Raw genomic sequence first — 11385 nt, 5'->3', positions numbered from 1 at the left:
CGAGGTCGATCTCGCGGAGCAGGTACGGCGGGAGCCCCCGCTCGACCACGCGGTTCACGAGCGCCTCGACGTCCTCGGCGTGCGTGGTGCCGATGACACCGTGGCCCGTGTTGAGGGTCTCCGCGAACGTCTCGAAGCTCGCGGGCGTGTTGATCTCGGCGATCACCTCGACGTCCGGGTTGAGGTAGTTCGCCTCCGTCATCAGCTCCGACATGCTCACGGCCTTGTACGCCTCCTCGTGCTCGCGGGTCGTGAGCGACACCCCGGTCTCGTGCGGGAGCCGGACCTCGCGGGACCCCTCGTCGATCGACACCGGCCGGTCGTCGAACGGGATGAAGGGGGTGTGGGCGTTCAGCAGGGTCGTTTTCCCCACGCCGGTCGGCCCGGCGAAGAGGACGACGCCGCGGTGCTCGTAGAGGAGCCACAGCAGCGTGACGAGCTCCGTCGAGAGCGTCCCGCGGTCGACGAGATCCACCGGCGTCATCGCGTCCGCGCTCTGCTTTCGGATCGAGACGTGCGGGCCGTCCGCGGAGATGACGGGCAGTGCCACCGCACACCGGATCGTCTCGTCGACCCCGTCGATCTCGAGGTTCACCTTCGCCGACGGCGTGGAGGCGTTGAGCTCGGTCCCGTCGCGGGCCGCAAGCCCCGTGACGACGTTGACGAACGTCGTCTCGTCCTCGAACGCGAGATTGGTCGGGACCCGGGCGCCGGCGTCCGGGGTCGGGGCGTCGCGGTCGGGTTCAGCCTTCGCTCCCCGCAGAACGGACGCGCGCGGGACGACCTTCACGCGCTCGCCGACGCGGTTGGCCTCGACGTCCTCCAGGTTCGGGTCTCGGATCGGCACCGTCAAGATCCCCTCGCCGACGAAGTCGCGGAGGACGTAGTACGCTAGGTCGTCGAGGCGGTCGTGCGCGTACCGGGAGTCGACCGGCGGCACGGCGAGCCCGCGGTCGGCCAGCGCGGACCGAGCGCGGTGGGCGGCCGCGTCGAGCCACGCCCGGGTGTTGCGGGCGGTGAGCCGCCGCGAGAGGAACCGGCGGGCGTGTTCGGCGACGAACGCCTCGCGGTCGTCGACCGCGCCGTTCACGGTCGTCTCCCAGATCCGCTCTTTGCACTCCTCGATCAGCGCCTCGTCTCCCGGGAGGAGGTCGGGTTCGAGGACGGCGTACTTCGTCTCGAACGCGTCGGAGCCGAGCAGCCGCTCGCGGTAGACGACCACGTCGACGGAGAGGCCGGCGAAGCCGACCGGGTACTGCGCGAGCCGCTCGGCGGCGGCCCGCTCGACGTAGTCGGCGTCGGCGTCGATCCCCGTCTCCAGCGGCGCGAACGTCTCCGTGTGGACGACCAGCTCGCGCTCGTCGCCCACGTCGGCCACCTCGATCCGGTCGTCCAAGGCGAGCGGCGTCACGTCGCCGAGCAGCCGGAGGTCCCGCAGCGCGTGGTAGTCGATCCGGCGGCGCGCGGCGGCGCTCGCGTCGAGCAGGCGGTCGAGCGCGCGGTCGTACTTCGGCTCGAACCCCGCCTCCGCTCGCTCGACGACGCCGACGCGGGTGAGCGGTCGGCGGTGCCGGACCGCGGAGAAGTGGTCGCGGACGCGCTCCAGTGCATCCGCGTCGGCGGGCGACAGCGGCGGCTCGCGGACGTCGTACCCGAACCGGCCGCCGTCGCGCTCGCGGACCGTGGCGACGACGCCCGGCGCGGCCTCGTACTGCGCCCGCACGTCGGGGGCGTACCACGCCTCGGGATCGTCCGGCGGGACCGGGGCGGGCACCGCGCCGCCGGGGTCGTCGTCCGGATCGTCGACGATGCGGAGCGTCGGCCCGTCGCTCACGGGTCGCCCCCCGGCGTCGATCTGTTCGTCGAGACGTCGTGGTCCCGTCTCGGCGTCATCGTTCGATTCGCGGGTGATCGAGGACCCGCTTAAGCGTTATTTTCTCTCGCGATCGATTTATTTCAAGTGCTGAAAACGTACGCGAACGGACCTTCGATCAGCGGACGGCACGCCGTTCGATCAGATGACGGCACGCCGTTCGATCAGCGGACGGCACACCGCTCGATCAGATGACGGTACGTCGTTCCGCCCGAAGGCGGCGTTCGCGTCTTTCGGCGCCGCTTTGCAGTCTCCCGTCGCTTTTTAAATACTCTCTATCCCTTCTTATATGACACCCCCGCGCCGCGCGTCGGATACGTCCAGTCGACGTTCCCCTTCGGACACGCCCACCGGCAGCTCCCGCACTCCAGACAGTTCTCGTAGGCGATGTTCGGCACGCCGTCGTCGCCCTCCCGCCAGACGTTGGCGGGGCAGACGTCGATGCAGTCGTAAGTGGTACAGCCCTCCGCGCAGATTCCGGGGACCTTCACGTCGAGGTGTGACTCCCCGGGATCGTCGTACCGAACCGTGTACAGCCGATCTTCCAGCGTTTCGTTCTCGGCGGACGATGCTCCGGCGTCGACGTTCGGAACGTTAGGTGTGGCGCTCATCGGAGAACCTCTCTGTAGCGGTAGGCGAGCTTGGCGGCGCCTCGGAGACCGCCGACGGTCTCGAAGAGCCGCTCTCTCGCCTCTTCGGCGTGTTTCTCTTTCGGCTCCCGGTCCATCCGGAAGTACTCCGCGCCGGCGTCGGCGAGCGCGTGCGGAAGCTCCTCGAAGATCAGATCGCGGTCGGCCTCGACGCGCTCCATCAGCCAGCCGTATCGCTCGAGGTTCTGAACGACGAACGACGCCTCCAGCCGCTCCGGATACGACTTGAACGCGGCTTCGTCGGTGCGACCGCGCTCGGCCGCCTCCGCGATCGCCTCGCCGCCGAGGTGACCGCTCTCGACGGCCATGTTCGTCCCCTCGAGGTGGACGCCGTTGTTGAGCACGAGCCCCGCGGCGTCCCCCACGACGACGGCGCCGTCGTGAACGAGCTTGGGGATCGACTCGCTGCCGCCCTCCGGGATCGTCTTCGCGCCGTATTCCACCGTCCGGGCGCCCCTGAGGAGCGGCGCGACCGACGGGTGCGATTTGAAGGCGTTCAGCGTCTGCTCGGGCTTCGGCTGGCTCCCGGCGGCGTCCGAGATACGGTACGCGAGTCCGACGCTCACCGTGTCCTCGTTCGTGTAGATGAACCCGCCGCCGACCGCGTCGCCGACGGCCCCCTCGCCGAAGTAGTGGTACGAGGCGCCGGCGTCGTTCGACAGCCGGAACCGGTCCCGGATGACCTCGTCGCGTTCGGGGAACTCCAACACCTCCTTGACCCCGACGGCGACGTTCTCGGCGCGTTCCGGCTTCCTGAGGTCGGCCCCTTCGCTCACCAGCGAGTTGCCGCCCTCCGCGAGGACGACGTAGTCGGCCGTGATCGTTCCGTCCGGCCGGTCGGTCTCGACGCCGGCGATCCGCCCGTCGTCCTCGCGGACGAGCCCGGTCACCGTCGTCTCCGTGAGCAGGACCGCGCCGGCGTCGACCGCCTGCTCGGCGAACCAGCGATCGAACTCGCCGCGGAGGACCGTGTACGAGTCGTTGTGCGGCGGGTCGTGCCACTCGCCGGGTCGTAGCGACACCGCCGTCTCGTCGTCGTCGGACAGCATGCTGAACCGCTTCTCGGCGACGTATCGCTCGACCGGCGCCGAGGTGACGTCGACGAGTTCGCGGAGCGTCGGCGTGTACAGCACGCCGCCGAACACGTTCTTCGCGCCGGGATACCGACCCCGTTCTATCACGAGCACGTCGAGCCCCTCGTCGGCCATCGTGACGGCCGCCGCGCTCCCGGCGAGCCCGGCGCCCACCACGATGGCGTCGAAGGCGCCGTCGTAGCTCGGGTCTCTCATCGGTTCGCGCCGACCCTTCGCGTCGGCGTCCGCGTCGTCGGTCATTGGAGTACCTCCTCGGGATCGGCCTCGCCCTCCAGCGACGCCGCCAGCCGCGGCGCCACCTCGAAGAGGTCGCCGACGATCCCGTAGTCGGCGTGCTCGAAGATCGGTGCGTTGGGGTCGTCGTTGATCGCGACGACGACCTCGCTGTCGTTCATCCCCTCGACGTGCTGAACGGCGCCGGAGATGCCGAGCGCGACGTACAGCTCGGGACGGACGGTTTTGCCGGTCTGCCCGACCTGCCGTGCGCCCTCGATCCACCCCTCGTCGACCGCCTTGCGGCTTGCGGCGAGCTCCGCGTCGAGCGCTTCGGCCAGCTCTGCGGCGGGACCGAGGTCACCCCCGGTTCCACCGCCGACCGCGACGAGGCGGTCCGCATCGATGATGTCGGCAGTGTCGCTCACGTTGCGCTCCAGCACATCGGTGAGCGTCTCGGCTTCGTCGACGACAGTGTCGACGCGCTCCACGTCGCCCTCGCGGTCGAGATCTGGCTCCGCCGCCTCGAACACGCCGGCCCGGACGGTCGCCATCTGCGGCCGGTGTTCCGGACAGACGATGGTCGCCAGCACGTCGCCGCCGAAGGCGGGTCGACGCGCCAACAGCTGTCCGTCCTCGTCGACGTCGAGTTCGGTCACGTCGGCGGTGAGCCCGGCGTGCGTCGGCACGGCGACGCGCCCGGCGAAGTCGCGACCGGTGTGCGTGCCGCCGATCAGGGCGATCGAGGGGACCCGTTCCTCGACGAGTTCACGGAACTGCGTGCCGTACGGGTCCGCGCGGTACGGCTCGAACACGGGGTCGTCGGCGACGAGGACGCGGTCGGCACCGCGCGCGATCGCCTCGTCGGCCGCGTCGCCGACGCCCTCGCCGATAACGAGCGCGACGAGGTCGTCGCCGAGGTCGTCCGCGAGCCGTCGTCCCTCCGTGAGCAGCTCCCACGAGACGGGCATCACGTCGCCCGCGTGCTCCTCGACGAACACCCAGACGTCGCTGGCGCGGTCGACCTCGCTCGGCGCCGATTCCGCGTCGCCGGTCTCGGCGTCCGTCATCGGGCGATCACCCCCTCGTCCGAGAGGGCGTCGAGAAGCTCCGCGGGCGTCTCGACCGTCTCCTTCTCGCGATCGACCGGATCGACCGTCTCCATCCCGCCGACCTGCGTCGGAGAGGCGTCCATGCCCACGTCGTCGGCGTCGATTCCGAGGTCGTCGGCCGTGAGTTCCAGCGGTTCGAAGTCGGTCTCCGCGTAGAGCTTCCGGTGGAGCCCGGCGGGCCTCGGCTCGAACTCCCCGTACGCGACCGCGACGACGACGGGGAGGTCGGCGGCGATCCGCTCGTGGCCCCCCTCGACGTCGCGGCGCGCGGCGAGCCGACCCTCCTCGGGAAGCGGGTCGACGTCCTCGACGTAGGTGAGCTGCGCCCAGCCGTTGTGGGCGGCGATGCCCGGCGGGACCTGCCCGGTCGAGGAGTCCGTCGTCTCCTCGCCGCAGACGGCCACGTCGGCGCCGAGGTGGTCGACGGCCTCGGCGAGCGCGTAGCTCGTCGGCCACGTGTCGCTGCCGGCGAACGCGCGGTCGGTGACGAGCGCGGCGTCGTCACAGCCCATCGCGACCGCCTCCTCTAACACGTCCGTCGCCGTCGGTGGTCCCATCGTGACCGCGGTGACCGTCCCGCCGACCGCGTCGCGGATCGACAGCGCGGCCTCTAACGCGTCCCTGTCGGGGGCGTTGAGCACGGCGGGGGCGTTCGCCCGATCGAGACGGCCCGTGTCGGGATCGATCCCGACCTCGTCGCTGTCGGGGACCTGTTTGACGCCGACGACGACGGTCCAGCCGTCGTCGGACTCCGCGGCGGACGATTCGCGGTCGGTCGCTGTGTCGCTCATGGCCGACACACCTCCGCGGCGGCCGCGGCGCTACCGCGGCGTTCGACGGCTGGGGCGGCGGCGACAATTCGACGGTTCGGCGGCGGCTCTCGGTTGATCTGTCCCATACAGAAGCATTCGGGGCTCGGGGGATAACGATCCGCGTACATAATACAGGGATATAAGTACTCGAGTTCCTGACGATCGCCGTCGTCCGTCCCGGCGGGACGATCGGGTACGTCGGGGTTCCGTACGGCGTCGAAGCGGAGGGGCTCGACGTGTTCGGCATGTTCGGGGACACCGTCACCCTCGCCGGCGGGGTCGCCCCCGTTCGCGCGCACGCCGAGGAGCTGATGGCCGACGTGCTGCAGGGCACGCTCGACCTCGCTCCCATTTTCACCGAGACGATCGGCCTCGACGAGGTCGCCGAGGGGTACCGATGATGGACGAGTGCGAGACGATTAAGGTGCTCGTCAAACCCTGAAACGCCGGTTTTACCCCCGTCGACGGCCGATTCGGCGCAATGCTTTTTTGTGCCCAGTGCTTGCCAATAGTTGTCATGTGTCATCACAACGTCGAGGCGCGCTCGATCGAGGAGATCCGAGAGCGTCACCGGTCCGAGGAGGCGGGCGAACGGGTCGACGATACCCCCGACGTCGAGGCCGCCGACGATCCGGCGGACGAACCGGAGCGGCCGGCCGAACCGCGTCTCCCGGCCGACGACTGACGCGGCCGGGGCCGACTTCGCCTCGAACCCCGACGATTTTCCGCGGTCGATACCGAACCGAGCGACGGCATCGCCGCCCCTCGCTTCGGTTTGAGCGCCAGGGATCTCCCCGTGGGGCGGCTCTCACGACATCTTGACTCGGTTCCGACTCAGAGAAAATACCCCCGGGTAAGGTACCTTTATTTCCGTGGACGAGCGTCATTGAGCCGCTATATGACTGACGTGACTCTTCGCCGGACACAGCTTGCAACGCCCGCGAGCGACGAGAAGATGATGCACTCGGCGGCCGACAGCGACGCCGACGAGGTGTTCCTCGATCTCGAGGACTCCGTGGCGCCGAACGCGAAGCCGGACGCGCGAGAGCCCCTCATCGAGGCCGCCCGCGAGGAGGACTGGAGCGACAAGGTCCTCAGCTTCCGCATGAACGGGATCGACACCAAATGGTGGTACGACGACCTGATCACGGTCGTCGGCGAGGCGGGCGAGTATATCGACGACATCATCGTTCCGAAGGTCAAGTCCGCCAGCGACGTGCACACCGTGGAGAACCTGCTCGAACAGGTCGAAGTGAACAACGACTTGGAGGTCGGCGGCATCGGCCTCGAACCGCAGATCGAGGACGGCGAAGGGATGCACAACGTCCACGACATCGCGCACGCCTCCGACCGGCTCTCGTCGATCATCTTCGGGCCGGGCGACTACTCCGCCGCGATGGGGACGCCGGGACTCGACATCGGCCAGTTCCCGGAGTACCCGGGCCACTACTGGCATCACGCGCTCTCCGAGTGTAACGCCGCGGCGAAGTCCGCCGGCCTGCCGTGTCTCGACGGCCCGTACGCCGACATCGAGGACGCCGACGGCTTCCGCGAGTCTGCCGAGAACGCCAACATGATCGGCTGCGACGGCAAGTGGGCGATCCACCCCTCGCAGATCGAGATCGGCAACGAAGTGTTCGCGCCGGACCCGGAGACCGCCGAGCGCGCCAAGCGGATCGTCGACGCCTACGCCGAGGCGATGGAGGAGGGTAAAGGCGCCGTGAGCGTCGACGGTCAGATGGTCGACGAGGCGACCAACAAGATGGCCCAGGACATCGTCGAGACGGCCGAGGCGGCCGGTATCCTCTGAGGCCGCGTCCGCACTTCGAGAGCGATTTTTCACGGTCTCCGTCCGCTTCGGAGCTCCCGCGTTCCGGACCGCGACGCCCGCGGTTCGACCGTTCGATCGGTCCCGTCGTCGAATCGGATAAAAATGGTCCGCGGTGACGCGCTTCGTATCGGGACGGCCCGGACTACAGCGGCTCGATCAGTTCGACCGCGTGGCCGTCGGGGTCCTTCACGAACGCGGTCCGCGCGCCGGCCTCCGGCTGGTCGCCCGGCTCCTTCACGACGCCGTGGTGGTCGACCGACTCGAACGCCGCGTCGACGTCGTCGACGCCGACGGCGACGTGGTCGTAGCGGTCGCCGTCGTCGCTCGGCTCCGCGCCGTCGGTGTCGGACAGCTGGAACTCCACGCCCGCGTCGTCGGAGACGTACACGTTGCGCGTGTCGCCGTCGGCGGTCGTGAACTCCCAGGAGCGCTCGAACCCGAGCTGCTCGACGTACCAGTCGGCGGTGCGGTCGGCGTCCGCCACGTTGAGACAGGTGTGGAGAATCTCCATAGGTCGCGGTGTCGCGGCGACGCAATAAATCCCATCGGGACCGGCGCGCTTTCGCCGGGACCGCTCCGTCTCCCGACCGTCAGGGGCCGAAAATTCAGAACAAGTGTTTAAATGAAAAAAGCGGAACGACGGGGGTGTCGGCCGGCGTCGGCGGGCCGCGATCATATTCATTTTTAACAAAGGATTTATTCGCCTTTCGACTCGCAGTTGTACCATGGCAACTGAGCCCACGTGGGGAGCTGACACGCCTGACTTGGACACGTCGGCGGCCGCGCTCGGTCACGACCGACCGGACGTACCCGCATACCGGGCTCTCGCGGAGGACCTTCGCGAGCGCGTCGCCGGCGAGGTCCAGTTCGACGAGTACGCGCAGGTGCTGTACGCCACCGACGGCAGCATCTATCAGGCGCGACCGGCCGGCGTCGTGACGCCCCGTTCGGTCGACGACGTGCAGGCGACGATGCGGGTCGCGGCCGACCACGAGGTCCCCGTCATCCCGCGGGGCGCCGGCTCCTCGCTCGGCGGTCAGACCGTCGGGCCGGGCTGCGTCGTGCTCGACTTCTCGAAGTACATGGACGAGATCCGCGAGGTCCGCCCGGACGACCGCCGCGCGGTGGTCCAGCCCGGCGTCGTCCAGGACCACCTCGACGACCGGCTGGCCGAGGACGGGCTGAAGTTCGCGCCCGACCCGGCCTCGTCGGCGCGCGCGACCGTCGTGGGCGGCATCGGCAACAACTCCACGGGCGCGCACTCGGTGCGGTACGGGATCACCGACGCGTACACGGAGGAGCTGACGGTCGTGCTCGCAGACGGCTCGCTGCTCGAAACCCGTGAGGTCGTCCTCGACTCGCCGGAGTACGAGGAGATCGTCGAAAAAGACGACCGGGAGGCCGTGCTGTACGAGACCGTCCGCGCGCTCGTCGAGGACAACGAGGCCGCGATCGACGAGAAGTACCCGAACCTCAAGCGTTCGGTGTCGGGGTACAACCTCCACAAGGTGATCTACGAGAACGAGGCGGGCGAGGAGGTGATCAACCTCTCGAAGCTGTTCGTCGGCGCCGAGGGGACGCTCGGCACGATCGTCGAGGCCGAGGTGTCGCTCGTCACCCGTCCCGAGGAGACGGCGCTCGCGCTGTACACCTTCGATTCGCTCGTCGACGCGATGAAGGCGGTGCCCGAGGCGCTGGAGTTCCCGGTGAGCGCGGTCGAGCTGATGGACGACGAGGTGTTCTCGCTCGCCGCGGGCTCTCAGGAGTTCGCGCAGTACGCCGAGCCGATCCCGGATCGCGCCACGGCGGCGCTCATGCTGGAGTGGGACTCCGAGCTCGTCGACGACTTCGAGGCCGCGATCGCCGACACGAACGCGTACTTCGTCGACGAGGGCGACGCCTTCGACGTGCTGGAGGCGTATACGCCCGAAGACCAGGCCGATATCTGGAAGCTCCGAAAGGCGGCTATCCCGCTCCTGATGGGCATGCAGGGCGACCCGAAGCCGTACCCGTTCATCGAGGACGCGACGGTGCCGCCCGAGGAGCTCGCGGAGTACGTCGGGCAGTTCGAGGACGTGCTCACGGACCACGACACCTCGGCGGCGTACTTCGCCCACGCCGGGTCCGGCACTCTCCACATCCGGCCCATCCTCTCGCTGAAGGAGGAGGAGGGCGTCGAGAAGATGCACTCCATCTCGGAGGACGTCACCGACCTCGTCTTACAGCACCACGGCGCGTTCTCGGGCGAGCACGGCGACGGGCTCGCGCGCACCGAGTTCAACCCGAAGATGTACGGCGAGGCGCTCTGGAGCGCGTTCCAGGAGCTCAAGTCGACGTTCGACCCCGAGTGGCGGATGAACCCCGGGAAGGTCGTCTACGTCGACGGCGACACCGCCGCCGAGCGCGGCTATCCCGACACCGCCGCCGACACGGACATGCGGGAGAACCTCCGGTACGGGCCGGAGTACCAGTCGATCGAGCCGCAGACCGATCTGGACTTCTCCGACGAGGGCGGCTTCTCGCACCTCGTCGAGCTGTGTAACGGCTGCGGCACCTGCCGCGAGGTCGACTCCGGCGTGATGTGCCCGACGTACCGCGCCTCCGAGGAGGAGATCCAGTCGACCCGCGGCCGGGCGAACATGCTTCGAGCCGCGATCAGCGGGGAGCTCGACGACGACGAGATCCACTCCGACCGGTTCCAAGAGGAGGTGCTCGGGCTCTGCGTCGGCTGTAAGGGCTGCAAGAGCGACTGCCCGACCGGCGTCGACCTCGCGAAGCTCAAGGCCGAGGTGAAACACGAGCACCACGAGGAGGAGGGGTCCGGGCTCCGCGAGCGGATCTTCCGGGACATCGACCGCTTCTCGGCGCTCGGGAGCGCGCTCGCGCCGATCTCGAACGCGGCGACGAAGATCCCCGGCGCCCGCGCGGTGATGGACGCTGTCGCGGGGATCGCCCCGGACCGCGAGCTGCCGACGTTCCGCTCCGAGAGCTTCGAGGAGTGGTTCGCGTCGCGCGGCGGCTCGACGGTCGCCCCCGAGGAGGCGGTCGACACGGTCGCGCTGTTCCCCGACACGTACACCAACTACAGCTACCCGGCGGCCGGGAAGGCGGCGGTCGAGGTGCTGGAGACGGCCGGCGTCCGCGTGGAGGTCCCGGACGACCTCGCGCCCTCGGGCCGGGCGGCGTTCTCGACCGGGTTCCTCGACGACGCCCGCGAGCGCGCCGAGACCAACGTCGCGGCGCTCGCGTCCCGCGTCCGCGACGGGCAGTCGGTCGTCTTCGTCGAGCCCTCGGACGCGGTGATGTTCCAGGACGAGTACCTCGACGTCCTCGACGGCGAGGACGTCGAGGCCGTCTCAGCGGCCGCATACGGCGTCTTGGAGTACCTCGACGCCGGCCGGGTCGACGGGCGGTTGGCGTTCGACGCGCCCGCGGAGTCGCTCACGTACCACGGGCACTGCAACCAGAAGGCGACGAACAAGGACCACCACGCGGTCGGCGTGCTCCGCCGGGCCGGCTACGACGTGGACCCGCTCGACTCCTCCTGTTGCGGGATGGCGGGCTCGTTCGGCTACGAGTCGGAGCACTACGACGTCTCGCAGGCGATCGGCCGGATCCTCTTCGATCAGGTCGACGAGAGCGACGGCGAGACGGTGACCGCCCCCGGCGCCTCCTGCCGGTCCCAGCTGGGCGACCGCGACGGCGCGCAGAATCCGCCGCACCCGGTCGAGAAGGTCGCCGAGGCGGTGACCGGGCCCGCCGCCGTCGCCGACGCGGGCGCCGCCGGCGCGGCGGCGCCG

At 69.4% G+C, this 11385-nt stretch carries 9 protein-coding genes and 1 pseudogene; 4 read left to right on the top strand and 6 right to left on the bottom strand.

Features of this window, described 5'->3' with window-relative positions:
- The 5 genes from OQF71_RS11640 to OQF71_RS11620 all read right to left on the bottom strand — a co-directional run.
- Positions 1 to 1834, bottom strand: a 1834-nt coding sequence (locus tag OQF71_RS11640; RefSeq protein WP_280587866.1) for a type II/IV secretion system ATPase subunit, incomplete at its 3' end; no start/stop codon positions are given.
- A 314-nt stretch (positions 1835 to 2148) separates the two neighbouring features.
- The gene (locus tag OQF71_RS11635; RefSeq protein ID WP_280587864.1) at positions 2149 to 2484 is read right to left on the bottom strand and encodes a 4Fe-4S dicluster domain-containing protein; all 336 of its coding nucleotides are present in this window, start codon (positions 2482 to 2484) and stop codon (positions 2149 to 2151) included.
- Positions 2481 to 3857 carry an FAD-dependent oxidoreductase gene (locus tag OQF71_RS11630; protein WP_280587862.1) on the bottom strand — a complete coding sequence of 459 codons (1377 nt, stop codon included), beginning with the start codon at positions 3855 to 3857 and terminating at the stop codon, positions 2481 to 2483. The genes OQF71_RS11635 and OQF71_RS11630 overlap by 4 nt, the downstream gene beginning before the upstream one ends.
- Positions 3854 to 4900 (bottom strand): electron transfer flavoprotein subunit alpha/FixB family protein, encoded by a 1047-nt coding sequence (locus OQF71_RS11625; RefSeq protein ID WP_280587861.1) that lies wholly within the window; start codon positions 4898 to 4900, stop codon positions 3854 to 3856. The genes OQF71_RS11630 and OQF71_RS11625 overlap by 4 nt, the downstream gene beginning before the upstream one ends.
- Positions 4897 to 5733 carry an electron transfer flavoprotein subunit beta/FixA family protein gene (locus tag OQF71_RS11620; RefSeq protein ID WP_280587860.1) on the bottom strand — a complete coding sequence of 279 codons (837 nt, stop codon included), beginning with the start codon at positions 5731 to 5733 and terminating at the stop codon, positions 4897 to 4899. The genes OQF71_RS11625 and OQF71_RS11620 overlap by 4 nt, the downstream gene beginning before the upstream one ends.
- A gap of 188 nt (positions 5734 to 5921) precedes the next feature.
- Between OQF71_RS11620 and OQF71_RS11615 the strand changes: the two are divergent.
- From OQF71_RS11615 to OQF71_RS11605, 3 genes and pseudogenes are all read left to right on the top strand, one after another.
- Positions 5922 to 6196: pseudogene (locus OQF71_RS11615) on the top strand (IMP dehydrogenase); the annotation flags it as partial.
- Between the two features lie 75 nt (positions 6197 to 6271).
- Positions 6272 to 6439: a hypothetical protein gene (locus OQF71_RS11610; RefSeq protein WP_280587859.1), complete on the top strand. Its 168-nt coding sequence runs from the start codon at positions 6272 to 6274 to the stop codon at positions 6437 to 6439.
- Positions 6440 to 6652: 213 nt separating this feature from the next.
- Positions 6653 to 7564: a CoA ester lyase gene (locus OQF71_RS11605; RefSeq protein WP_280587857.1), complete on the top strand. Its 912-nt coding sequence runs from the start codon at positions 6653 to 6655 to the stop codon at positions 7562 to 7564.
- A 163-nt stretch (positions 7565 to 7727) separates the two neighbouring features.
- Here OQF71_RS11605 and OQF71_RS11600 read toward each other — a convergent pair whose 3' ends face one another.
- Positions 7728 to 8096, bottom strand: coding sequence for a VOC family protein (locus OQF71_RS11600; protein ID WP_280587855.1), 369 nt, complete (start codon positions 8094 to 8096; stop codon positions 7728 to 7730).
- A gap of 214 nt (positions 8097 to 8310) precedes the next feature.
- Between OQF71_RS11600 and OQF71_RS11595 the strand changes: the two genes are divergently transcribed.
- Positions 8311 to 11385: FAD-binding and (Fe-S)-binding domain-containing protein (locus tag OQF71_RS11595; protein ID WP_280587853.1), on the top strand; the 3075-nt coding region annotated here is incomplete at its 3' end.

Source organism: Halorubrum sp. Boch-26, assembly GCF_029889805.1.
Taxonomy (GTDB): domain Archaea; phylum Halobacteriota; class Halobacteria; order Halobacteriales; family Haloferacaceae; genus Halorubrum.
Note: the sequence above shows the minus strand (reverse complement) of the source record. Positions and strands in the feature narration are given on the sequence as shown.

Bases quoted from the DNA above. Each gene is read 5' to 3' on its own strand.
- OQF71_RS11605 (WP_280587857.1), top strand. From the start codon at position 6,653: ATGACTGACGTGACTCTTCGCCGGACACAGCTTGCAACGCCCGCGAGC.
- OQF71_RS11625 (WP_280587861.1), bottom strand. From the start codon at position 4,900: ATGACGGACGCCGAGACCGGCGACGCGGAATCGGCGCCGAGCGAGGTC.
- OQF71_RS11620 (WP_280587860.1), bottom strand. From the start codon at position 5,733: ATGAGCGACACAGCGACCGACCGCGAATCGTCCGCCGCGGAGTCCGAC.
- OQF71_RS11630 (WP_280587862.1), bottom strand. From the start codon at position 3,857: ATGACCGACGACGCGGACGCCGACGCGAAGGGTCGGCGCGAACCGATG.
- OQF71_RS11635 (WP_280587864.1), bottom strand. From the start codon at position 2,484: ATGAGCGCCACACCTAACGTTCCGAACGTCGACGCCGGAGCATCGTCC.
- OQF71_RS11600 (WP_280587855.1), bottom strand. From the start codon at position 8,096: ATGGAGATTCTCCACACCTGTCTCAACGTGGCGGACGCCGACCGCACC.
- OQF71_RS11610 (WP_280587859.1), top strand. From the start codon at position 6,272: ATGTGTCATCACAACGTCGAGGCGCGCTCGATCGAGGAGATCCGAGAG.